Below are 23883 nucleotides of genomic sequence, written 5' to 3'. Positions count from 1 at the left end.
GGGGCTGGGGGCGGCGGCGCTGACGGCCGGCGCCGCGCGGGCCGAGCCGTCGCGCTACACGGGTCTGGTGATCGACTGCCACGGGCACTACACCACCGAGCCGGCCGCCATGCTGGACTGGCGCAAGCGCCAGATCGGCGCGCTCAACGACCCGGGCCAGTCCCCCAAGCCGTCGGATCTGCACGTCAGCGACGACGCGGTGCGCGCCAGCGTGAGCGGGCGGCAGCTCAAGCTCCAGTCCGAGCGCGGCATCTCCCTCGCGCTGTTCTCGCCGCGGGCCGGCGGGATGGGCCACCATATCGGCACGGCCCGCACCAGCCTCGACTGGTCGATCGTGTCGAACGACATGATCCACCGGGTGACGAGCCTGATGCCGCAGAACTTCGTCGGCGTCTGCCAGCTGCCGCAATCGCCGGGTGTCTCGCCCAAGAACTGCACGGCCGAGCTCGAGCGCTGCGTCAAGGAGCTCGGCTTCGTCGGCTGCAACGTCAACCCGGACCCGTCCGGGGGCTACTGGACCGATCCGCCGCTCTCCGACCGGTTCTGGTACCCGCTCTGGGAGAAGATGGTCGAGCTCGACGTGCCCGGCATGGTGCATGTCAGCGCCTCGGCCAATCCCAACTTCCACGCGACCGGGGCGCACTACATCAACGGCGACACCACTGCCTTCATGCAGTTCGTGACCTCGGACCTGTTCAAGGACTTCCCGACGCTGCGCCTGATCATCCCGCATGGCGGCGGTGCCGTGCCCTATCACTGGGGGCGCTACCGGGGGCTGGCCCAGGACATGAAGCGGCCGCCGCTGTCCGAATTGATGCGCAACGTCTTCTTCGACACCTGCGTCTACCATCAGCCCGGCATCGACCTGCTGCTCAAGGTCGTCCCGCGCGAGAACGTGCTGTTCGCCTCCGAGATGGTCGGCGCGGTGAACGGGGTCGATCCCGAGACCGGCCACGCCTACGACGACACCAAGCGCTACGTCGAGGCCGCGGCGATCCCGGACGCGGACCGGGCCAAGATCTACGCCGGGAACGCGCTGCGCGTGTATCCGCGCCTCGCGGCGCGGCTCCGGTCGGCCGGCGTGACGCCGTAGGGCCGCAGAGGGCCTCGGAGGAGTCGCAGAGGAGCCGCAGAGGCGGGGCGGATCCGATCGCGGATCCGCCGGCGCGCGCCTGCCGGTGACCGGGCGCATGTGTCTCAGATCGACGACGACGCCGCGCGAACGATGTTGGGCCCAGGGCCGGACCGGCGGGTGAAGCGGGGATGTCGTTCATGAGGGTCACGATCTGCGCCGTCGCGCTCTGCCTTGTCGCGGGCCTCGGCCACGCTCAGGAGGCCGAACAGACGGTCGCCGGCGAGGGCGACTGGGTGCTCAGGAAGGCGGCGGGCCCGTCGAGCGGGGACGCCGCCTGCGTTCTGGCGCCGAAGGCGCGGTCGCGCATCCAGATCGTCGGCGACCGCATCGAGATCACCGGCCTGCCAAAGAATTCCATCTTCAATTATCAGTATCGAATCGACGACGGACCTGTCTCGAACGCGACGTTTCCCACAGCGCAGATGCAGGACGCCGGCGTGATCACGCTGAACGGGGACGTAGTGAAAGATATTCTGGCCGGTCGGCGCTTCAGCATCCGCCTGCTGGACCGATGGCACGAGGCCATCACGGAGGAGATCAGCCTCTCCGGGCTGCGCGGCCTGATCGACAAGCGGGCCGAGGCCTGCAGGTAGCCGGGACCGCACGCAGCGCGCCGGAGCCCCCTCCCCCGTGCGGGCGGATCGCGCGCGGCGGATCTCGGGGACCGGCGGCCTCGCGACCGGTCCGCCCCGGCCGCGCGAGGCCCGCGCGGCGCGACCTCAGCGCCCGGATCGCTCCGGGCCGCGCGCCTGCTCGCGCTCGTACGCGGCGAACAGCTCCGGGAGCCGCGCGACGAGGAAGTCGCCGAAGGCGGGATGGAGCGTCTCGTCGATGATCAGGCCCACGGTCGTCGGGGTCCGCTCGACGCGCGCCAAGCGGCGCCCGTCCTCCGCCAGCCCCGCCTCCGGCCCCGCGCGGACCACCGGCGGCGCCGGGGCGGGGGCCGGCGCCACGGCCGCGTACACGCGCACGAACCGCTGGTCGGAGGACAGGGTCGCGAAAGCGTCCGCGGAGACGATCTCATCGACGCGCGCCCGCATCTCCGGGCTGGCGAGGCGATCCGCGAGGCTCATCCACCGGCGGCGACCCGCCTTCGGGGCGGGACCGATGGCGGCGATCACGGAGTCGGGCAGGGCGCGCCGCGCCGCGATCAGGCGCGACAGCTCGGTCTTGTCGACGAGCAGGGCGGCCATGATCACGTCGCGCCCGTGCCCGAGCCGCTCCAGCGTCAGGGCGAAGGCGGCCCGCTCGATGAAGCTGAGATCGGCCCGCGCGTTGTTCTCCTGACCCTGGGCGACGACGAGTTCGGCATCCGTGAGCGTCCGCACCAGCGCGCGGACCGGTCGGCCGAGCGCGGCGGCGGCCCGCAGTCGCCGGTGGCCGAACGCGACCTGATAGCGCCCGCTGACGGTGGGATGGGGCCGCACCAGGATCGGGGTCTGCTGCCCCTGCGCCCGGATGACGGCCACGAAGGCGTCCTCGCCGGGGCCGTCGATCACCGGCAGCCGGTCGGGGGCGGGCGACGGGTCGACGAGGCCCGGATCGAGATCGACCGCGACGCTGCCGGACCTGAGCTGGTCCTCCGCGGCGCGCGCCGAGACGACCTCGGAGGTCAGACGCTCCAGGGACCGGCTCATCGCGCCGACCGCGCCGCGGCCGGTGAAGCTGGGAACGGCCGGGGCGGGGCCCCGCTCCGATCGCCCGCCCGCCGCGTTGTCACGGGGCGAGTTGACCGCGGTCAACTCGGTCTGGTCGGCCGGATCGAGCAGGCCGGCGAGGAGGTTCTTGCGGGCCATCGGATCAGCGTCCCCATGCCGTGCGGATCAGCGCCTCGATCTCGCCGTTGACCGCGTCCAAACTCTCCATCGCGCGGTCGTAGGTCGCGCGCGTGAACTGGTCGCGACTGACCTCGAACAGGGTCTGCTTGGTGATGCCGGCATCGGAGACCGCCGTGCTCTTCAGCATCGCATTGGTGAGCACGCGCTCCCCGAACAGGGTCCGCATGAACGCCACCATCTGGGTCTGCGGGCCGTCGGTCGGCTCGTAGCGCGTGACGAGGTAGCGCATCCAGTCGTAGTTCATATCGCCGCCGGCCTTGGCGACGACTCCGAGCATCTCGGAGGTCATCAGCAGGAACTGGCACATCGACATGACGTCGAGCATCTGCGGATGCACGGTGACGAGCACGCTGGTCGCCGCGCACAGGGCCGACAGCGTCAGGTAGCCGAGCTGCGGCGGGCAATCGACCACGACCACGTCGTAGCGGTCGGCGACCGGCGCCAGGGCCTGGGCGAAGCGCGTGAAGAACAGCGAATCGCCGTCGCTGCTCCGCTGGAGGAGGGCGCGCGGCGTCTCGTGCTCGAATTCCATCAGCTCGAGATTGCCCGGCACGAGGTCGAGCCCCGGAAAGTAGGTCTTCTGGATGACGTCACTCAGGGGACGGCGCGCCGCGTCGTACCGGATCGCGGCGTAGAGGGTCTCGTTGTCCCGCACGTCGAATTCGGGCTGGATCCCGTGCAGGGCCGACAGGCTCGCCTGCGGGTCGAGGTCGACGGCGAGGACGCGGTAGCCCTGCAGCGCCATGTGCTGTGCGAGATGGGCCGCCGTGGTGGTCTTGCCCGAGCCGCCCTTGAAGTTCACCACCGCGATGATCTGGAGATGCTCCTCAATTCGCCGCTCCTTCCGGTACCGCCGGCCGGTCTTGGCCCCCTCGTCCAGCATGCCGCGCAGCGCTTGGATGTCGGCGCTCGAGTAGGACCGCCGCCCGGACGGCCCGATCTCGGGGGCGGGCCCCTTGCCGTCGAGTGACAGGCGCCGCAGGTAGCCGTCGTCGACCCCGATCAGCTTGGCGGCCTCGCCGGACGAGAAGCGCCGCAGCTGCTTGCGCGCCTCGGGCGGGAACAGCCGCTGCCGGTGCGACTGCAGTTTGGCCGACAGCGCCTGCGCGTCGCCGGCGATCAGATCGTGCATCGCCATGGAGGTTGACCCCGAAGAGGGTAGGGCGGCGAGCGCCGCGGGGCTGGCCACGGTTCCGAACTCCTGTCACGGTTTTCGCGGCCGCAAACGCCGCCGCACCGTGACAAGATCACAGTCAACCTTAACAGAATGTTGACGGTCGCTCCGCCCCGCTCCCGAGCGGGCGGCCGTGTTGACCGCGGTCAACTCCCGCGATGCGGTCGGAGCCGCCCGAACTTTCGGCCGGCGTTCGACGGCGCAGGCGCCACAGGGCGAAGAGCATCGGCCAGGCCGAGAACCGGCCCGAGCGCGCCTTCCGCGTCAGGTCGCGCAGATAGGCGCCCGGCGCGCCGATCGACGCGGCGCGCTGGAGGATCGCCGACAGCGCGACCAGCGCGTGGTCCCGCCCCATCGCGGCCAGGGCCGCCTCCCAGACGTCCGGGCCGATTCCCAGCGCCGGACGTACGACCTCGGCCGCGCCGGCCAGATCGGACCAGCTCCGGATGCCGTCGCGGGCGTAGAGCACGACGTCGGGACAGGCCTCGAGCACCATCGGCAGAGGGAGCGGCGAGGGCAGGGGACGCGGCTGGCCGCGCGCGGGGGTGACGTCGGACCGCTCGGCTCCGGCCGGCCCTCGCCGGAGGCACCGTTCAGAATCGTCAGCAGGATCTGGATCTGAATTCTGATGGTGGCGCTCATCGTGAGACGCAGTGCCGACCATTTCCGGCGCATTCGCCGGACTTGGCAGCCACTTGTCCACCTCCCGGCGCAGCGCGCGCAGCGGCTCGGCGGCGGCGAGCAGGTGAGGCTCGCCGGCGGTCCGACCCGGCATGCCGCCGCAGGCCGCGAACCGGTCCGCGAGCGCCGCCCAGGGCCCGGGCCATCCGGATTCGGCGGCCAGGGCGAGGATCTTCGACAGGTCGCGGCGGTGCAGGGCGATCTCCTCGCGCAGGAGCAGGCGCCGGCGCGCGGCCGCGCGCACCGCCCGGGCGAGCGCGGCGAATTCCCCGGCGCGCGCCACGAGCGGCGTCAGGTCGAACCCGAAGGCGCGCGCGATCGCGCCGGCACCGTCGCGGCGCGCGTAGCGCTTGCCGTTCGGGCTGTCCCGCCGGATCACCAGGCCGGCCGCAACGAGCTGGGCCAGCGCGCGCCGCAACGTCGCCGGGGACGGGCCGTGCGCCCGCAACGACAGCTCACGGTTCGACGGGAAGACCACGAGCGGTGTGCCGGGCGACAGCGTCGTCTCGGGATGGAACGTGAGCAGCGCGCTCAGCACCGCGAGGGCGCGGCCCGAGACGGCGAGGTGATCCTTGGCCTCGGTCACGTCGCGGAAGATGCGCCATTTGTGCCCGACCGCGTCGTCGGGGCAGGCCTTGGCCGCCGCCTGCGCGGCCATCATGCCGAGCGAGAGCGGCCGCCGCCCGAAGGGCGTCGTGGGTTCGTGTCCGGGATGCATGGTCCTCGCCCGCGATGAGGCAAGAGAGCAGCGCCCGCCGAGGCGATGGCCGCGTCGCGTGGTTGACAGCGATGTCCGGGAGTGATTCTCTGAGGTTGTCCAGACGACAGAGAGGGCTTCCGGGGCGAACGTCTCGGGGGCCTTTTCTTTTGCCGGGTTGCTCCGTCTAGAGGGTTGGGGGTGGCCCGCCGTCAGCCGCGCGCGGCACCGGCCGGCGTCAGCAGGTCCGCCGAGCTCTCGCAGGAACCCGTCTGATCCGGGACCCGCGCGGCCTTGCGCGCCCGCGGCGCGGCACGGGCGCGACGGGTCGGTCCCCCCGCGACGGCGACGAAGGCGCGCCGCAACTCGGCCGGCTCCGAGTGCCGCAGCACCAGACCCTCGGCCGTCATCGCCACGTTGGCTTCCGGGTACGCGTCGAGGGTGCGCTTGATCGATTCCGAGAAGGCCTGCTTGAAACGGGAGGCGAATTCCGAGGATCCGAACTGCGCCATCAGATCGCGCCACGTCAGCAGTTCGCTCTCCCCGCGCGACAGCAGCGGCAGCCGGTAGCAGAGATACACGAGGATATCGATCGCCATGGCGTTGTGGGCGACCTGGCGCAGCCTGGCGGTCGGCACGGGGATCGAGTGCCGCGTGAATCGGTCGTAGGCGTTCTGGCTGAGCATCAGCGCTTCCGGCCAGCGCATGGCGCTGTGCCCCCCGCCGGCCCAGACCTCGAGGTCGTCGTCCTTGAACGCGCCCCCCTCGATCAGGCTCTCGCGCTTGAAGACGTGGCCGCCCTCGTCGCCGTTCAGGACCATCGTGAAGATGGGGAAGCTCAGCCGGACGAGCTGGTCCTTGGTCGGCCCGATCGAGCCCCGCTCGCCGCCCGTGACCGGCAAGCCGACGGCCTGCAGCCACTCGGTGATCCGCCCCATCTCCATCCAGCGGTCGCCGGCGCTCCGGCGCGGATCGCGGGCCTCCGTGGCCAGCCACATGGAGAGGAGGCGCGCCTTAGGGCCGAACGGGACACCCACCTCGATCTGGCGCCCGTTGGGCAGGACGAACCGGGCCGGCTCGACGGTCAGCGAGAAGCGACCGTCGCGCCGGTTCCACGGCTCCATCGTGTTCTTGGGCCGGCGCAACGGCAGGCCGGCGATGCAGAAGCCCTTGTGGAGGAACGACACGTCCATGCGCCCGTCGAGCGCGGGACCGAGCCCGGTCGTCGGCCGGTCGGCTCCGGCCTCGGGGCGCAGCAGGCTCTGCTCCCACAGGCTCAGCTGGCGGGTCTCTGCCGCGTTCATGCCGGTCTCGCTCTCCTCGTGCCGAGCACAGGGCAACCTGGAGGCTATCAGGCGAGAGTCGCCGTCCGGGCGCAATCACCGGGTTTCCAAATCTCAGCGCGCCGACCGGGATTCTTTACAAAACTCAGCGCCGCCGGGCTGCGGTCGAGCCGCGGCGGCGTCCCGGCACGGCTGCGGCTGCCGTTGGCGCCGGTCGCGGCGGCGCGAGTGCGAAAAATCAGCGCTCGCCGACCGTCCACTTGCAAAACTCAGCGTCACGCACGCTGTCTGTGACGCCCGGGCGCGCCTGGCGGCCCTCCAGACCGCGGGAAGCGCACCCACCCGCGCTGATTTTTGTAAGTCCCGCTGCGGAAACGGCGGGACCGCGCCGCCGGATGCCGCCGGGGCCGCGCTGAGTTTTCTCAGGAGCGGGCCGTCCGCGCTGATTTTTGTAAGTGGTCGCATCGGCAGGCCCGGCACCGACGCGTCGGGAGGCTGCTGACCAGCGACGCGAGGCGGGCGATCAGCCGCACGAAGGGTGGCGACCCGGCCTGCTCGGGACCTCGCCGACGCGCTTCCAGCGGCGGACCGGCACCGGCGAGCCCGTGAGGCGGCGTGAACCGATCGGCAGGGACGACCCAGATGCGAGCCGCGTACCGCAGGATCAGGATGCTGGTGCGGCGACGCGTCGGCCCGTGGCGGCGCTGACCGGCAAGGTCCGCGTGGCCCGGAGAGGGTCGGGCATCCGGTCGCGCCCCGCGACAACGCCGTCGGTGACCGTCCGGCACACATCGGCGCGATACGGAGCGGGACCGGGAGGGCAGGGGAGGGCGCCTTCGGGCCGCTTTCGCGACGGGCGTCGGCACCGGGCCGGTCATAGACGCCCCGTGCGCCCCTGCGCGGGCCGCGCGTCCCGTTCACCCATCGCCTGCGAAGTTCCAGAACGTGCCGCGTCGCGAGCGGCAAGTTGTCGCTCGAGGACAGGACGCGCGCATCCGAGGTGAACCGAATCTTCCTGTCGTTGTTTACGCTCGCCACCGAGGAGAGTTGACGACGTGACACCCCGATACGGTGTGTGACGCGGTGCTCCGGGCCGTCTTGCCTTCCCGGAGCGCGTTCGCGCGCCGCGTTCTCTGTCGACGCCCGAAGATCCGATTTGTCAGGAGGAGATCCATGAAGGGATTCACGAAAATCGTGTCGTACGCGGCGGCCGCGGCGGCGGTCTGCATGCTCGCGGTTGTGGTGGTCCAATCGGCGGGGCTCCTCGCTGGGTGATGGACCCCACGCGGTGATCCAAGTTCAAAGTTCGTACGGGGTCAGGAGCGATCGTCTAAATCCGTCTCATCGACGATGATGCCGGTATCGGGACCGTGGAGGAACAAGCGGCTTGGCGATCCTTCCCGGCATCGTCCAAGCCGAACACCGATTCAGACCGGGGTGGGAAGACGGGCGATGACCTTGATCTCGAAGTCGAAGCCCGCGAGCCAGGTCACGCCGACGGCAGTCCAGTTCGGATAGGGCGGTTCGCCGATCATTACGTCGCGCACCGCCATCACTGTGTCGAACTGGGTTTCAGGGTCGGTATGGAAGGTTGTCACGTCCACCACGTCGTCGAAACTGCAGCCGGCCGCCGCGAGAACGGCGTTCAGCCTGTCGAAGGCACGGCGAACCTGCGCGCCGAAATCCGGTTCCGGCGAGCCATCCTCGCGGCTGCCGACTTGGCCGGAGACGAAAAGCAGGTCGCCGGACCGGATCGCGGCCGAGTAGCGGTGCTTGTCGTAGAGGGCTTGCCGTCCGGGTGGAAAGACTGCATCGCGCTTCGACATATCGCGTGTCCTCTGCGAAGGGTGCCGACGGCTTCCCTCGCCCTCGCGGCACCATTCACATACGCCGCGTATGTAGGAGCATCGTGACATACGCGGCGTATGTCAACACATGCGGGAGTACGTGAAGGATCGAGGCATCCTGTGGCATCGGGACGGCGCGCGCTGAAGATGGAGGAAACCCGCGCGAAGCTGATCCGCGCGGCGCGTGCAGCTTTTGCCGAGAAGGGCTACGCGGCGGCGTCGATGGATGAGCTGACAGAAGCGGCCGGCCTGACGCGCGGCGCGCTCTATCACAACTTCGGCGACAAGAAGGGCCTGCTTCAGGCCGTCATCGCGCAACTCGACGCCGAGATGGTCGCGAAGGCGCGGGTCGCGCGCGAGAGGGCACCAACGCCCTGGCTCGGCTTCCTCGACGAGGGCGTCGCCTACATCGAGTTGGCCCTCGAGCCGGAGATCCAGCGCATCGTGCTCCTCGACGGACCGGCAGTGCTCGGCGATCCGTCGCGGTGGCCGGGCCAGACCGCCTGCCTGCGCACGACGACCGAGACGATCCAGGCCCTCCTAGAGGCCGGGACGGTCAAGCCTGTCGATGCCGAGGCCGCGGCGCGCCTGATCAACGGCGCGGCGCTTAATGCCGCGCTCTGGGTCGCCGCGTCCGACGATCCGCCGGCCGTCCTCGCCCGGGCCACCGAGGCCTTCCGGTGCTTGGCGAACGGCCTCCTCAAGTAGGCCACCCCGCCGGTCTGGACGCGTCATCCGCGGGCGGGCGCGACGCGTTCGTCGGGGGACACCTCGCAGGGTGACCAGCGCGCGCACAGCGAGAGAGGAGACGACAACGACGTCTGCCTCGAACCCAGGTCGCTCGAAGGCGGACCAGCCGGAAACTGCCCATCTGAGACGTTCAGGCGGGCGTCGCGCGATGGCGGATGCTGGCCGTAAGCGGAATGGCCGCTTCGGGGCAGACCCGCTGAAATAGCGGACGGCCTGCATCCGACCGGGGCCGTGTCAAAACGCATTGATCGTGGTCGTCAGCGCCGATTGGCAGGATTATGACGGCGGCGCGGTGGGCCGCTTCAGGCTCGAATGGCCTGGACGAGCCAGGTTGCGCCGAACAGGCGGATCATCCGCTTCATGTTGTTGGCGAGGGTCGCGAGGCTCATCTCGGTTCGCACGCCTTTCAGGCCCTTCGTCAAGAACGGTGTACTGCCCATCCAGGCTTTCAGCGTTCCGAAGACATGCTCGACCGTGGCGCGCCGGACCGCCATGGCGTCAGGCATGGCGTCGAGCCGTTTCTGCATGGCCTCCAGAACCGCTTCGTGCTTCCAGCGCTTGAAGCGTTTGAACTTCTCGGTCGTACAGCGCACCCGCATCGCGCAGCCATGACAGGCGTCCAGGTTGCGGTAGTGGTCGATGTCACCGTGTCGATCGGAGCGCGCGTTAGACTTCGTCAGCACAGCGCCGGCGGGACAGACTTAGTGATCGGCCGCGGCGTCGTAGACGAAGTCGGCGCGCACGAAGAGCCCCTTCTTGGCTCGACCCGACGTGTCGGCCCGCGGCATGGCCGGCAGGATGCCCGTGCCTTCGCAGGCCAGAACCTCGTCGCCGCTGTAGTAGCCGCGATCGGCCAGGACCACGATCTCCCCCACGTCGGTGGCCTGCTTGGCCCGATCGCCCATCGGCACGAGCTGGGTTCGGTCGTGGCTCTCGTTGACGACCTCATGGGCCACGACGAGATGATGCTCGGGGTCGACGGCAATCTGGACGTTGTAGCCGACGATGCCGGTGCCTCGCCCGCTCGTCGCCATCGAGCGGGCGTCCGGGTCGGTCAGCGAGACCTGTCCGTCGTCCGCGCTCTCGACCTGCGCCTGCATCTCGCGCAAGAAGGCCATCTGCCGGCGTAGGGCGGCGATCTTCTCGCCGATGCGCTGCGTGCGTGCCTCGGGTACGTCGCTGCCCTCCCTGTCCGCCCGGTCGAGCGCCGCGAGGTAGCGGGCGATGCTGGCCTCCACCTGTTCCAGGCGCTTGGCGACCTTGGCCACGGTGTAGTTGCGGTCCCGGTTGTTGACCGCCTTGAACTTCGACCCGTCCAAGGCGACGGTCGCCCCGGCGAAGAGCTGCAGATCCCGGCACAGCACCACAAACTGACGACAGGCCACTTGGATCGCAGATCCGTTGTCGCGCCTGAAGTTGGCGATCGTCTTGTGATCGGGAGCCAAGCGACCGGTTAGCCACATCACCTCGATGCTGCGCTGTCCCTCACGCTCAAGTCGTCGGCTCGACGGCACGCAGTTGAGATAGCCGTAGAGGTAGAGCTTCAGAAGCGTGGCCGGGTCGTAGGCAGGCCGCCCGGTCGCCGCAGGCTCGGAGCGGATGAAGCCAAGCGCGCCCAGATCGAGTTCGTCGATGAAGACCTCGATCACCCGAACCGGATTGTCGGCGGTGACGTAGTCATCCAGCGAACTGGGCAGCAACCAAGACTGCCGACGGTCCTGCCCTTCGACGAACCGACCCATACTGGCCTCCGTAGATGAGGTCGCAAGTCTATCTCAGAGGGGACTTTTGACACAGCCTCGACCCATGTCGGCCGCCCGAATCGCGGCCGAGCTTTCGCCCAAAGCGGTCGTCTGCGATCAGCCGTGCGCGGTTGATCGCACTCCAACTCGGCGCAGACAGTACCCAATATTCCCTGGTTGAAGCAGTTCAGCGCGGCGAACTCGTAAAGTCGAGCAGGGTGTGTCGCGAGCAAAGTCGGTCCTCTCGGCCCCCAGGCGAGCGCAACCGTCGCCGTGAGTGTGCTCATCGACCGGTCCCCTGCTGCATCTTTTGGTGGGGATTCGAATGCCGTCGCTGGCCCAATCTGCCGAAGGGCAGGCGCAACGTCGCGATCACCGGATAGACGGCGGGAAGCACGACGAGGGTCAGCAACGTCGCGGAGATCAGCCCGCCGATCACCACGGTCGCGAGGGGGCGCTGCACTTCCGCGCCCGCGCTGGTCGAGAGGGCCATCGGCAGGAAGCCGAGCGCTGCGACGAGGGCCGTCATCATCACCGGGCGCAGGCGCCTCTCGGCCGCCCGGGTGGCGGCCTCCCGCGGGTCGAGGCCGGAAGCTTCGAAGTCGCGGATGGTGCTCGTCAGCACCACGCCGTTCAGGATCGCGATGCCGAAGGTCGCGATGAAGCCGATCGCCGCCGAGATCGAGAACGGCATGTCGCGTAAAGCAAGCGCCAGGATGCCCCCCGTCGCGGCTATCGGCACGTTGAGGAAGATCAGCCCGGCGCGGCGGATGTCGCCGAACATCACGACGAGGAGGACGAGGATCCCCGCCAGCGCCGCCGGCACCACCACCGAGAGGCGGGCGGTAGCCTCCTGCAGGTTCTGGTACTGGCCGCTCCATTGCAGCGCGTAGCGCGGCGGCAGCTTCACCTGATCGGACACGGCCTTCTGCGCGGCGTCCACGAAGCTCTGCACGTCGCGGCCGCGGACGTTGGCCTGGATCGAGATCCGCCGCTGCAGCCGCTCGCGACTGATCTGTGCCGGGCCGGAGGTGACCTCCACCGAGGCCACCATCGCGAGCGGCACCGTCATGGCGGGACCGGTCTCCTTGCCCGGCCGCCCCACCGGCAGGGCGCGGATGCGCTCGATGTCGCCGCGGTCGGCCGGGTCGAGCCGGACCACGATGTCGGTGATGGAATTGTCGTCGCCGTAGACCATGCCGGCGGTGCGCCCGCCGATGCTCTCGACCACGTCGAGCACGTCCGAGACGTTGATCCCGTAGCGGGCGGCCTTGGCCCGGTCGACCCGGATCGAGAGCGCCGGCATCCCGGCCTGCGCCTCGGCCTTCACGTCCGCCGCGCCCTGAATGCCTGAGACCACCCGCACGATGGAATCGGCCGTGTCCTTCAGGACCTTCAGGTCGTCGCCGTAGAGGCTGATCGCGACGTCGCCGCGCACGCCCTCCAAGAGGTCGTCCATCCGCATCTGGATCGGCTGCGAGAAGCTGTAGGCGACGCCCAGCACCTCCCCCCGGAGGCGCTTGTCGAAGGCCGCGACGAGTCCTTCCTGGCTGTCGGCGGTCCTCCAGGTCGAGGGGTCGGTCAGGGTGATGAAGCTGTCGGTCGATTCGACGCCCATCGGGTCGGTCGGGATCTCGGCGCTGCCGGTGAGGGAGACGATCCGCTTCACCTCGGGGAAGGATTTCAGCACCCGCTCGATGCGGGTGACGGTGGCGAGCGAGGCGTTCAGCGCGATGCCGGGCAGCTTCTCGGAGGTGATGACGATCGAGCCCTCCGACAGCTTCGGCAGGAACTCGCCGCCGAGCCGCGTGGCCATCGCGCAGGAGCCGGCGAACAGGGCAACCGTCGTGAGCACGGTGACGAACGCGTGCCGCTCGGCCCAGCGCAGCACCGGCGTGTAGACACCCCGCACCGCGTGGACGAGGCGCGTCTCGCGCTCATTGACACCGCGCCCGGCGAGAAAGACCGCCGCGAGCGCCGGCATCAGGATCAGGGTGACGACGAGCGCCGAGGCGAGCGCCAGGATCACCGTGAGCGCCATCGGGGCGAACATCTTGCCGGCCACACCCTCCAGAGCGAGGATCGGGACGTACACGATGATGATGATTGCCACCGCGAAGATCACAGGGCGGGCCACCTCGGCGGCGGCGTCGCGGATCAGGTCGTGGGCCGGGCGGTCCGGGTGCTCGCCCCGGGCGCGGAGCACGTTCTCGATCATCACGACGGCGCCGTCGACGATCAGCCCGAAATCGATCGCCCCGAGGCTCATCAGGTTGCCCGACAGGCCGAGCAGCCGCATCCCGGCGAACGCCGTCAGCATCGAGAGCGGGATCGCGGCGGCGACGATCAGCCCTGCGCGCAGGTTGCCGAGCAGCAGGAGCAGCACCACGATCACCAGCACCGCCCCCTCGAGGAGGTTGTGCTCCACCGTGCGGATCGTACGGTCCACCAGCGCACTGCGGTCGTAGAACGGGACGATCTCGACCCCCGGCGGCAGTTGCTGGCGCAGGGCGGCGATCGTCTTCTTCACCTCCGCGACCACGGCGCTGGCATTCTCGCCGTAGCGCATCATCGCGATGCCGACGACGGTCTCGCCTTCCGCGTCGTGGGTGACGGCGCCGAGCCGGACCTTGGGGGCCTCCTGCACCGTGCCCAGCGTGCCGAGCGTCACCGGCACACCACCGGGGCCCGTCGCGACGACGATGTTCGCGATGTCCTCCGGGCCCTTGGCGAGGCCGAGGCCGCGGATCGTCTCCTGCTGGTCGTTGTGCTCGATGTAGGCGCCCCCCCGGGCGGCGTTGTTCTCGGCGAGCGCCGTGTAGACCTGGGCCAGCGTCACGCCGTAGCGGCGCAGCGCGTCCGCCGAGACGCGGACCTCCTCGGTCGGCATCTGGCCGCCGTAGATGTTCACGTCGGCGATGCCGGAGGTGAGCTTCAGCTTCGGCGCGATGGTCCATTGCAGGATGCGCTTGAGCTGCATCGGCGTGTAGGCGGGCCCGCGCAGCTCGAACTGGTAGATCTCGCCGAGGCCGGTCGCCATCGGACCCATCTGCGGATCGCCGACTCCGGCGGGCATCAGGCTCTTGGCCTGGGACAGGCGCTGGAACACCTCCGCCCGCGCCGCTGTGACCGACACGGATTCGTCGAAGGTGACGTAGACCGCCGAGACGCCGGCCCGGGACGTCGAGCGGATAGTGTTGAGCCCCGGCGCGCCGGCCATCGCGTTCTCGACAGGAAAGGTGACGAGCCGCTCGACCTCCAGGGGACCGAGCCCCGGCGAGAGGGTGAGGATCATCACCTGCTTCGGCGAGATGTCCGGCACCGCGTCGATCGAGAGTCCTTCGAGGTTGGCGATCCCGCCCGCCGCCGCGGCGAGCGCGATCATCAGCACGAGTAAGCGGCGGCGGACCAGAATGGCGAACCAGCTCTTCATCGCCGGCGCTCAATCCGTCGAGCCGAGAAGGCTGCGCAGCAGGATGGCCTTCAGGCCGAAGCTGCCCGCGGTCGCAACACTCTCACCCGCCGCCACGCCTCGGCGCACCTCCACCCAGTCGGTGCGCTGGATGCCCAGCGTCAGGGCCCGCCGCTCGAACCTGTCCGGGGCCGTGCGCACGAAGGCGATGGGGCCGGTGTCCGTCTGCTGCACGGCCGCCGCCGGGATGGTCACGCCGTCGCGACCGAGATCGGCCGCGATCGTCACCGAGACGAAAAGGTTGGCGCGCAGGAGATCCTGCGGGTTGTCGAGCTCGATCCGCGCCGCAGCCGTGTTCGTCGCCGGATCGAGGGCGGCGTTGACCGAGCGGACATGGCCCTCGAAGGGCGGATGGCCGGGCACCGGGCTCTCCACCGAGACCGCATCCCCGGCCTTCACCCGGGAGATGTCGGCCCCGTAGAGGTTCGCCAGCACGACGACGCGGGTGGGATCGGCCACCGTGAAGGCGTCGCGCCCGGTATCGACCACCTCGCCCAGGGTGATGCCGACGCTCGTCACCACGCCGGCAATCGGCGTGACCACGGCGCTGGTGCCCGGCGCGGCGCCCTCGGCCGGGGCGAGGCGCTGGTACTGCGCCCGGTACATCTCCGCGTTCGCCTGCGCAGACTTCACCGCCGCCTGTGCCTTGGCGAGATCGACCTGCCGCCGCTCGACCTCGGCTTGCGCCACGCCACCGAATTTCAGCTGCTCCAGCCCACGCTTCACCTGGAGCGCTGCCACCGCCTCGGAAGCCCGCGCCTCGCCGAGGGCGGCTTCAGCCGCCTGGAGCCCGTTACGGGCGTCGAGGAGGCCGGCGGCATCGAGGGTCGCGAGCGTCTGCCCCGCCGTCACCCGGTCCCCGGGCTGGACGGCGAGGCTCAGCACACGTCCCTGCGTGCGCGGCTTGAGATGCGTCACCCGCCGCTCGTCGAAGGCGACTGTGCCCGGAGCCCGCACCGGGAGCACGATCCGGCGGGTCTCCGCCGTGCCGAAGGCCAAGCCGATCCGCGTCTGCCCCGCCCCGTCGAGGGTGACGAGATCGGGGTTCGCCGGGGCGTCGTCGGAACGGTCCGCCTTCGCCTCGGGGACCGCGGGCGGGGCGAGGCCAAGGCCGGCGAGGAAAGGGCCGCGATAGGTCCATCCCGCGAAGGCCACGGCGGCCAGCACCGCCAGGATGAGCAGCACTCGCGGGGCGCGGCTCCGGCTCACGATCGGAGCCGGCGCGGAGGCATCCCCGCGTCCGAAGCCATCGGTCTCGGGTGCCTCGGAGACCTCCGTGGGGTGCGCGGACGCTTCGGCGTTCAGCGACATGGACAGGCGGCTCGCCGACCGGTCGGGCCGCACGCCGAGCGGGTGAGGATGAGGTTCATGCGTCGAAGCCGGTGGGGAGCACCTCGTCGCTGACGAAGCGCCCGGTCTCGACCTCGCGGATCACAACCTCGAAGCCCTCGCCGCGCCATTCCCGCAGTCGCTCGACGGAGACATAGGTCCGGGTCTCGACGTCGTAGAGCCGGCTCTGGGCATAACGGTTGATGAGGCGGCGGGGCCGCCGCTTCCGGGGCATGTCTGTGCTCCCTCAGCGGCGGGGGATCGCGGCGGATGCGGGGAAGCCGCGGAGCAGGAACAGCATCGGAAGAGCCCGCTGAGGATCGCGCCCAGCCGAGCAGGGGCCGAGGTGCGCGCTAGAGTCATTCTAATAAGTTGGCCGAAGCCGATGGGGTGCCACTAAATTCTGGTTCACAGTCGCTTCCTCGCGCAGACCGCAGGCCCGACATGCGACACACTGGCAGCGCGGGAGGACCGGGTTCACGTGGCGAGGCTGCTGCTGATCGAGGACGACGGGGACACGGCCGGGGACGTGCTCGACGACCTGCGCGGGCGCGGCCACGAGGTCGCCTGGGCCACGACCGGGCCGGACGGCGCCCGGTCGGCGCGGGAGGGCGGCTGGGACGCGATCATCCTCGACCGGATGCTGCCGGGCCAGGACGGGCTCGGCGTGCTGCAGGACCTGCGCCGAGACGGCGACCGGACACCGGCCCTCGTCCTGAGCGCGCTCGGCGACGTCGACGAGCGCATCCGCGGCCTCCGGGCCGGTGGCGACGACTACCTCGCCAAGCCCTTCGCGCTCGGCGAACTCGCCGCACGGATCGAGGCGCTGCTCCGCCGCCCGGTCGATACCCGCGAGACGCTGCTGCGGGTCGGCAGCCTCGAGATCGACCTGATCGCCGGGACGGGCCGGCGCGGCCCCCGGGACCTCGACCTCCTGCCCCGCGAACTTAAGTTGCTCGCCTACCTGATGCGCTCGCCCGGCCGGATCGTCACACGGGCGATGCTGTTCGAGGAGGTCTGGAACTACCGGTTCACCCCGAAATCGAACCTCATCGACGTCCATCTCGGCCGCCTGCGCCGCAAGCTGGAGGCGGCCGGTGAGGCGCCCCTCATCCAGAACGTCCGCGGCGTCGGCTTCACCCTCACGCCCGATGACTGACCTCCTGCGCTCGACCACCCTGCGGTGGGCGGTGGGGATCGCCCTGTGGTCGGTGCTCCTCGCGCTGACGATGTTCGCCTTCATCTACTGGCAGACGGCGTCCTACCTGCGGGAGGAACTCGCCGAGACCCTGCGGCTGGAAGTCCGCGCGGCCGCCGCCGACCCCACCGCCACGGCTTTGCGGGTCGATACCTGGACCGCCATGGATCCGCATGCCCGGCACTACGGTGGCCTCTTCGCGCCGGACGGCGTCCGCCGCGCGGGCAACCTCGATGCGATGCCGAAGGGTCTGCCGCGGGACGGGGACGCCTACCGGGTGAACGCCACGGTGGAGGTCGGGGGTCGCAGCCTCGCCGACGAGATCTGGGCTGCGGCCCTGGCGCTGCCCGGCGGCGGCACGGTGGTGATCGCCCACGACACGGACGACATAGACCGGGTGCGCGTCACGACCCTGCGGGCGCTCGGCCTCGGCCTGCTGCCGATGCTGGCGCTCTCCGGGATCGGCGGCCTCGTCCTCGCCCGCCGGGGTCGCAGGCGCCTCGCCGCCACCGAGGTGGCGCTCACCGAGGTGATGCGCGGCAACCTCGGCAAGCGCCTGCCGGTCGGAGGCCGAGGCGACGAGTTCGACCGCCTCGCCGGGAACGTGAACCGCATGCTCGACGAGATCGAGCAACTCATGGGCGAAGTCCGCAGCGTCGGCGACGCGGTTGCCCACGACCTGCGCACGCCGTTAACCCGCCTGCGGGCCCGGCTGGAGCGCAGCCGGACACAGGCGCGAACGGTCGCGGAGTTCCACGAGGCGATCGATCAGGGCCTCGCCTGGATCGACCAGACACTCGCGATGGTGACGGCCGTGCTGAGGATCGGCGCGATGGAGGAGGGCCGCAGGACTGCCTTCGCGCCGGTCGACCTTGGGGAGGTCGCCGCTGCGGCGGTCGACTTCTTCGAGCCCGAGGCTGAAGAGAGCGGCGTCCGGCTCGTCCTCTCGGCGGTGGGACCTTTCACCGTCCACGGCGATCGGGACCTCTGCTTCGAGGCTCTGTCGAACCTCATCGACAACGCCGTGAAGTTCACGCCCCCCGGAGGGACTGTCCGGGTCGCAGTCGCCTGGACCGGCCAAGCGATCGAGGTGGCCGTGGAGGATACCGGCCCGGGCCTGCCGGCGAGCGAGCATGAGAAGGTCTTCCGCCGCTTCTACCGCGCCGAGCTGTCCCGCCAGACCCCCGGCAACGGACTTGGCCTCAGCCTGGTCGCCGCCATCGCCAAGATTCACGCCGCAAGCGTGAATGTTCGCACGTCGGAAAAGGGTGGTTGCCGTTTCGCGATCACGTTCCCGAATTTGACTATCGAAGACCGCACGTCTTCTACTTATTGGACAGCTTCGAGAAAAGATACAATTGGCAGTCCTTGAATTAATTTCTGGCCCTCGCTGATGAATGTTTTGCCAATAGGCTCGCGTATCAAGAAGCGTCGCGGCACGTCCGGTTCCATGTCTATGCCAGTCGAGAGCAGACCGTCTCGAACCCACCCGACCCAGTCATTCGCAGGCGCCCACCGAAGCAATTAATCTTCGCCTCCAGCCGCCTGTCAAATCCGGAGAAAGAAGCCGGAAAAGCCGACAAACTTCTCACTTTTCTGCTTTGCCCGACCCAGCTCGCACAGATGCGTCGATGCACAGCCGATAACGGATCGCTACCGCACAACGGATCTCTTATCACTGATCGCATACCATCTATTTGTTGTATATATGCTCGTCATGTCCTCGCTGACATCGAGATGAAGTGTGAGCAATCGAGATTGTTTGCCTGCTTTGCCATCGCGACGGCGCGCTCCACAGCATCCGATGACTGCGACTTGGTTCGATCGAGTCGATCACTTGACGCCGCGCCGATGCCCCGCGACCGGCTGGTCAGCGGGCATCAGCAGCGGTCCAGACGAACGACGCTCGATCAGCTCGATCGGCATCTCCGTTCGGCTCGCGCGGAGTTCCCCGCGCAGGCGGGCTAGGAGATGCTCGGCGACTTCTCGGCCGAGTTCCTCGGTCGGAAGATGAATCGTCGTGAGGGACGGCGCGATATGGCTGGCGATCTCGAGATCGTCGATCCCGACGACCGACAGGTCGCGGGGAACGGTCAGGCCGCGTTGTTCGGCCTCGAGAAGCACGCCGACGGCGAGAAGATCGTTCCCGCACACAACCGCCGTCGGGGGTTCGGCGAGGGCCAGGAGTTGCAGGAGACCGGCCCGGCCGCCGGCGAGCGAGAAGGGCTGCTGCGAGACGCGGGCGCTCGAGAACTCGAGACCCTCCGCCGCGAGTGCCCGCCTCACGCCGTCGATGCGCAGGCGCGCGCGATCGTTGGCCTGGGTGAAGCCTGAGACCATGCCGAACCGACGGTGGCCCTTGGCGAGCAGGTGCCGGGCCGCGAGATAGCCGGCCTGCGCGTTGTCGAAGCCGATCGAGTCGAGCCGGTCATCAAACGACCACGTCAGCACCACCGGGATCGGCGCCTCGGTGACGAGGGCCCAGGTCTCGGGCAGATGGTCCGCGCCGACCAGCATCAGGGCATCGACGCCGCGACCGAGCATGGATCTGACAAGCGCGGCTTCCTCGACGGCCGAGTATTCGTGCGCTGCGATCAGAAGCTGATAGCCGTTGCGGGCCAGGGTCGTCTGCAGCGCCTGGATCGCGCGCGCGAAGATCGAGTGGTCGAGCGTCGGGATAATCGCTCCGATCGTATGCGTCCTTCCGGATGCGAGAGCTTGGGCCGGTCCGCCCGGCAGGTAGCCGAGCGACTCGGCCGCTGCGCGCACCCGGCGAATCGTATCGGGATGGACGATCGCAGCACCCGCCATCGCGCGCGAAGCGGTCGCAGGCGAAACGCCTGCCCGCTGGGCCACCGCCTGCAATGTCGCGCGCTGCTGACGTTTCACGGCAAGAAGCTCTGGATCAGATCCCAGCCCCAGTGATGAATGCGCGTTCAAATAAACGCAACAGCCGCAGTGAAATATGCGCAACTAGCGTCGAGCTGACGCTGCGATGATGACCGATAATGACCACCGGCGGTTGACAATTCGGTAGCGAAGCACAAAATGAAAGCGCATTCATTGAATGCTCATGCGGTGAGTCGCGACAAGCTGGCCATCGCAGCGCGAGGAAACGCCGTGAAGTTCAGCCGCCGCATGTGCGTCGGCATGGCGACGCTCGTCGTCATCGCCGTCCTCTGGTACGTCGTGACCACCGGCCTCGGCCTGATCTCGGCAGGGCGGTTTCCGGCGCCCGGCGACGTGGAGACGGCGGCGGTCCAAGCCTTCGTTCGCGGCTATCCCGATACGACGCTCCTCGTCCACGTCCTGCACTCGCTCCGGCTCGTTGCCCTGGGCTTCGTTGTCTCGGTGACGCTGGGCGTGCCGCTCGGCCTGCTGATGGGCTGGAACCGCACGGCCGAGGCCCTCATCAACCCGATCTTCCTGCTGCTGCGCCCGATCCCGCCGCTCGCCTGGATCCCGCTCGCCATCCTGTGGCTCGGCCTGGGCGACGGGGCCAAAGTGATGGTCATCGTCATCGCGGCGCTGCCTCCGGCGGTGATCAGCACCCAGGCCGGCGTGCGGGGCGTGCCGCCGCAGATCGTCGAGGCGGCGCAGATGCTCGGCACCCCGCGACTGCGCTTCGTCACGGACGTGCTGGCGCCGGCGGCGGCGCCGATGATCTTCACGGGGCTGCGACTGGCGCTCCAGGCAAGCTGGACCACCCTGGTCGCCGCCGAGCTCGTCGGCTCGCTCGCGGGGCTCGGCTATGTCCTGAACGTCGCCCAGCAGGACCTCTACCCGGGCATGATCCTCGTCGGCATGGCGGCCGTGGGCATCCTGGGTGCGGGAAGCACCGCGCTTCTGGGAATGGCCGAGCGCCGGGCGATCGGCTGGGCACAGCTGCGGGGAGCGGCATGATCGCCTCCCGCCAGCCGCTCCCGCTGCACCGCAGCCTCGCCCTCGGCGCGATCGGCACCCTGGCCTTTCTCGGCTTCTGGGCCGCCCTGTCCCGCTCCGGCCTCGTCTCGCCGCTGTTCCTGCCGGGACCGGTCGCCGTGGCGGAGCGCTTCGCGACCCTGACCGAGCGGCCCTTCGCGGGGGGCACGCTCCCCGCCCATGTAGCCTCCAGCCTGCAGCGCTTCCTGATCGGCTACCTGCTCGCCGCCGCGGTCGGCGTGCCGCTCGGCCTGATGATGGGGTGGTCGCGCCTCCTCGACGACATCGTCACGCCGATCTTCGACGGGCTGCGCTTCATCGCGCCGATCGCCTGGGTTCCCTTCGCCGCCCTCTGGTTCGGCACCGGGATCGGCGGCCCGATCCTGATCATCTTCGCGGGCGCCTTTCCGCCCTGCCTGATCAACGCCTATCGCGGCGCCCGCTACGTCGACGCGCGCCTGCTGGAGGCCGCCGAGATGCTCGGAACGCCGGGCTATCGGATGATCGCCGAGGTGCTCCTGCCCGCCGCGCTGCCCTCGATCGTCGCCGGCCTGCGCATCAGCGCGGGCCTGGGGTGGCAATCCCTGGTCGGTGCCGAGCTGATCGTGGCCTCGACGGGGGTCGGCTACATGATGGTGCAGGCCCAGGGCGCCGTCTCGACCGCGACCGTGATGGTCGGAATGGTCGCGATCGGCCTCGTCGGCGTGGTCATCGACGTCGCGCTGCGCGCGCTCGAGACCCGCCTCCGCCGGCATCACGGACAGGCTTGAGGGGATCCGATGAGCGCAATCCGGTTCGAGCGGGTCGAGAAGAGCTTCGGCAGCAACGTCAAGGCGCTCGACGGCGTCGACCTCACGGTAGCCGACCGCGAGTTCGTGGCCATCGTCGGCGCCTCGGGTTGCGGCAAGACGACCTGCCTGCGCCTCGTGGCCGGGTTCGAGGCTCCGACCGGCGGCCGGATCACCGTCGGCGGACAGCCGGTCACCGAGCCGGGGCCCGACCGCGCCGTGGTGTTCCAGCAGTTCGCGCTGTTCCCGTGGAAGACCGTCACGCAGAACATCGCGTTCGGGCTCCGCAACAAGGGCATGCCCGCCGCCGAGCGCCAGGAGCGGGTCGCCGCGGCGATCGACATGATCGGCCTTTCGAGCCACGCCGACGCCTACCCGCACCAGCTCTCCGGCGGCATGCAGCAGCGCGTCGCCATCGCCCGCGCCTACGTCCTCGAGCCCGAGGTGCTCCTGATGGACGAGCCCTTCGGCGCCCTCGACGCGCAGACCCGCGTGGTGATGCAGGAGGAGCTGGTCCGCCTCGCGCGCAGGAACCCGCGCACCGTCCTGTTCATCACCCACGGAGTCGAGGAGGCGGTCTACCTCGCCGACCGGGTCGCGGTCATGACCAGGCGCCCGGGGCGCATCAAGGAGATGATCGACGTCAAGGCGGTCCGCGAGGCCGAACGCTGGGAGGAGCACGCCCGCATCGAGGACGTGATGGACCTCGAATCGTTCGTCCACCTGCGGACGCACATCTGGAAATCGCTGCGCGACGAGAAGGCGGCCGGCCGGTGAGCCGGCGGTCCGCGATCCGAGGGAGAGGCGACATGACCGAGATTCGAGGCAACGGATGCCGGGGCGGCCAGCGGCGGGCATGGCTCCTGGCCGGCGCCCTGGCGCTGGCGCCGGCGGTCGCGCCGGCCCACCCGGCGAAGGCCGCGGAGCCCGAGCGGATCGGCGTGTCCTATCAGCCGTCGCTCTACTGGGCGCTGCCCTTCTACATCGCCACACAGAAGGGCTGGTGGAAGGAGGTCGGCCTGGAGCCGACCTTCGCGGTCTTCCCGGCCGGCGCGCCCCAGGTCGCCGCCGCGCAGGCGGGGTCCTGGGATGTCGGCGGGACCGGTTCCGTGCCGGCGATCCTCGGCGCGGCGCGCTTCGGCCTGCTGACGATCGGCCTCACCAACGACGAATCGAAGACCAATGCGCTGATGGTGCGCGCCGCACGGCACGACGCGATCCTCAAGGATCCCAAGCAGCTGGCCGGACAGAAGCTCCTCGTCACCACCAACTCCACCGCCGATTACGCCGCCCGCGCCTGCCTCCGGAAGTGGGGCCTCGGCCCGCGCGAGATGCGCTTCGTCAACCTCGGACAGGCGCAGATCATCTCGGCGATGATCGCCGACGCGGGCGAGGTGGTCGGCGTCTGGGCCCCGAACACCTACACGCTGGAGGAGAAGGCCAGCGCGCAGGTCCTGTGCAGCGGGGCCGACGCCGACGCCATGGTGCCCGGCGCCCTGATCACCCGCGCCGACTTCGCCAAGGCGCATCCGGACGCGGTCGCCAAGTTCCTCGCGGTCTATCTCCGGGGCTGGGGCTGGGCCAAGGCGAATCCCAAGGACGCGCACGACATGGCCAAGCGCTTCTACGCCGAGGGCGGCGTCGAGGCGTCCGACCACGCCATCGACCAGGAATTCGCGCTGCGCCCGACCTACGCCCTCGACGCGCAGCTCAAGGCGATGGCGCGCGCGGACGGCCCCTCGCAGGTCGACGGCTGGTTCTCGCGGATCGGCGCGTTCATGGCCGAGGTCGGCACGATCGCGCAGGCGCCCGATGCCAAGGGATACATCGACGACGCCTTCATGAAGCGCGTCGCGGCCGATCCGAAGCTCCGGGCCTTCGCCACGGAGTTCGACGGGGCCGCAGCCCCGCACTGAGCGCGCGGTCGCCTCGCCGCGCCGGCAGGGCTCCCGGCCGGCGCCCGGGCGGGCCGGGACTTCACGCTCCCGAGAGACGCCGTCTGCATTCATTCGCACTATCCGTAAAGAG

At 69.8% G+C, this 23883-nt stretch carries 18 protein-coding genes and 1 pseudogene; 9 read left to right on the top strand and 10 right to left on the bottom strand.

Annotated features, from left to right (window positions below; all coding sequences use genetic code 11):
• Nucleotides 1-64 precede the first annotated feature (64 nt).
• Nucleotides 65-1093 carry an amidohydrolase family protein gene (locus tag ACLBYE_RS11505; RefSeq protein WP_447694301.1) on the top strand — a complete coding sequence of 343 codons (1029 nt, stop codon included), beginning with the start codon at nucleotides 65-67 and terminating at the stop codon, nucleotides 1091-1093.
• 179 nt (nucleotides 1094-1272) lie between these two features.
• A complete protein-coding gene (locus tag ACLBYE_RS11500) occupies nucleotides 1273-1728 on the top strand; it encodes a hypothetical protein (RefSeq protein WP_447694298.1) in 456 nt (151 codons plus the stop codon).
• A 126-nt stretch (nucleotides 1729-1854) separates the two neighbouring features.
• On the opposite strand, the gene repB is transcribed toward ACLBYE_RS11500, so the two are convergent.
• From repB to ACLBYE_RS11475, 5 genes are all read right to left on the bottom strand, one after another.
• Nucleotides 1855-2931 carry a plasmid partitioning protein RepB gene (gene repB / locus ACLBYE_RS11495; RefSeq protein WP_447694297.1) on the bottom strand — a complete coding sequence of 359 codons (1077 nt, stop codon included), beginning with the start codon at nucleotides 2929-2931 and terminating at the stop codon, nucleotides 1855-1857.
• Nucleotides 2932-2935: 4 nt separating this feature from the next.
• Entirely contained in the window at nucleotides 2936-4111 is a 1176-nt protein-coding gene (gene repA, locus ACLBYE_RS11490; RefSeq protein ID WP_447694296.1) for a plasmid partitioning protein RepA, read from the bottom strand.
• A gap of 121 nt (nucleotides 4112-4232) precedes the next feature.
• Complete coding sequence (repC, locus tag ACLBYE_RS11485) at nucleotides 4233-5546, bottom strand: plasmid replication protein RepC (RefSeq protein WP_447694295.1); 1314 nt, start codon at nucleotides 5544-5546, stop codon at nucleotides 4233-4235.
• A 191-nt stretch (nucleotides 5547-5737) separates the two neighbouring features.
• A complete protein-coding gene (locus tag ACLBYE_RS11480) occupies nucleotides 5738-6829 on the bottom strand; it encodes a replication protein RepA (protein WP_447694294.1) in 1092 nt (363 codons plus the stop codon).
• Between the two features lie 1406 nt (nucleotides 6830-8235).
• Nucleotides 8236-8634 (bottom strand): RidA family protein, encoded by a 399-nt coding sequence (locus tag ACLBYE_RS11475; RefSeq protein ID WP_091682109.1) that lies wholly within the window; start codon nucleotides 8632-8634, stop codon nucleotides 8236-8238.
• Between the two features lie 141 nt (nucleotides 8635-8775).
• On the opposite strand from ACLBYE_RS11475, the gene ACLBYE_RS11470 reads away from it, so the two are divergent.
• On the top strand, nucleotides 8776-9363 hold the full coding sequence (locus ACLBYE_RS11470) for a TetR/AcrR family transcriptional regulator (protein WP_447694293.1): 588 nt from the start codon (nucleotides 8776-8778) through the stop codon (nucleotides 9361-9363).
• 344 nt (nucleotides 9364-9707) lie between these two features.
• On the opposite strand, the pseudogene ACLBYE_RS11465 reads toward ACLBYE_RS11470, so the two are convergent.
• The 4 genes and pseudogenes from ACLBYE_RS11465 to ACLBYE_RS11450 form a co-directional block, all read right to left on the bottom strand.
• A pseudogene (locus tag ACLBYE_RS11465) lies at nucleotides 9708-11147 on the bottom strand (IS1182 family transposase).
• A gap of 283 nt (nucleotides 11148-11430) precedes the next feature.
• Entirely contained in the window at nucleotides 11431-14580 is a 3150-nt protein-coding gene (locus tag ACLBYE_RS11460; RefSeq protein WP_447694292.1) for an efflux RND transporter permease subunit, read from the bottom strand.
• 9 nt (nucleotides 14581-14589) lie between these two features.
• The gene (locus ACLBYE_RS11455) at nucleotides 14590-15804 is read right to left on the bottom strand and encodes an efflux RND transporter periplasmic adaptor subunit (protein ID WP_447694291.1); all 1215 of its coding nucleotides are present in this window, start codon (nucleotides 15802-15804) and stop codon (nucleotides 14590-14592) included.
• Nucleotides 15805-15985: 181 nt separating this feature from the next.
• Nucleotides 15986-16183, bottom strand: coding sequence for a polyhydroxyalkanoate synthesis regulator DNA-binding domain-containing protein (locus tag ACLBYE_RS11450; RefSeq protein WP_091675875.1), 198 nt, complete (start codon nucleotides 16181-16183; stop codon nucleotides 15986-15988).
• A gap of 246 nt (nucleotides 16184-16429) precedes the next feature.
• Between ACLBYE_RS11450 and ACLBYE_RS11445 the strand changes: the two genes are divergently transcribed.
• Nucleotides 16430-17107, top strand: a complete 678-nt coding sequence (locus ACLBYE_RS11445; protein ID WP_447694290.1) for a response regulator transcription factor — start codon at nucleotides 16430-16432, stop codon at nucleotides 17105-17107.
• Nucleotides 17100-18518, top strand: a complete 1419-nt coding sequence (locus tag ACLBYE_RS11440; protein ID WP_447694289.1) for an ATP-binding protein — start codon at nucleotides 17100-17102, stop codon at nucleotides 18516-18518. Before ACLBYE_RS11445 ends, ACLBYE_RS11440 begins: the two co-directional genes overlap by 8 nt.
• Nucleotides 18519-18979: 461 nt before the next feature.
• Here the strand turns inward: ACLBYE_RS11440 and ACLBYE_RS11435 are convergent, their stop codons facing one another.
• Nucleotides 18980-20035: a LacI family DNA-binding transcriptional regulator gene (locus tag ACLBYE_RS11435; protein WP_447694288.1), complete on the bottom strand. Its 1056-nt coding sequence runs from the start codon at nucleotides 20033-20035 to the stop codon at nucleotides 18980-18982.
• Between the two features lie 231 nt (nucleotides 20036-20266).
• On the opposite strand from ACLBYE_RS11435, the gene ACLBYE_RS11430 reads away from it, so the two are divergent.
• From ACLBYE_RS11430 to ACLBYE_RS11415, 4 genes are read left to right on the top strand one after another with little or no spacing between them, the layout of a single operon-like run.
• Nucleotides 20267-21049, top strand: a complete 783-nt coding sequence (locus tag ACLBYE_RS11430; protein ID WP_447694287.1) for an ABC transporter permease — start codon at nucleotides 20267-20269, stop codon at nucleotides 21047-21049.
• Nucleotides 21046-21837, top strand: coding sequence for an ABC transporter permease (locus ACLBYE_RS11425; RefSeq protein ID WP_447694286.1), 792 nt, complete (start codon nucleotides 21046-21048; stop codon nucleotides 21835-21837). Before ACLBYE_RS11430 ends, ACLBYE_RS11425 begins: the two co-directional genes overlap by 4 nt.
• Before the next feature lie 9 nt (nucleotides 21838-21846).
• Nucleotides 21847-22632 (top strand): ABC transporter ATP-binding protein, encoded by a 786-nt coding sequence (locus ACLBYE_RS11420; RefSeq protein WP_447694285.1) that lies wholly within the window; start codon nucleotides 21847-21849, stop codon nucleotides 22630-22632.
• A gap of 32 nt (nucleotides 22633-22664) precedes the next feature.
• Nucleotides 22665-23771 carry an ABC transporter substrate-binding protein gene (locus ACLBYE_RS11415; RefSeq protein ID WP_447694284.1) on the top strand — a complete coding sequence of 369 codons (1107 nt, stop codon included), beginning with the start codon at nucleotides 22665-22667 and terminating at the stop codon, nucleotides 23769-23771.
• The last annotated feature ends 112 nt before the right edge of the window (nucleotides 23772-23883 follow it).

This window comes from Methylobacterium sp. A52T (genome assembly GCF_053346095.1).
The sequence above is the reverse complement of the archived record's forward strand: the minus strand, read 5'-3'. Positions and strand labels throughout refer to the sequence as shown.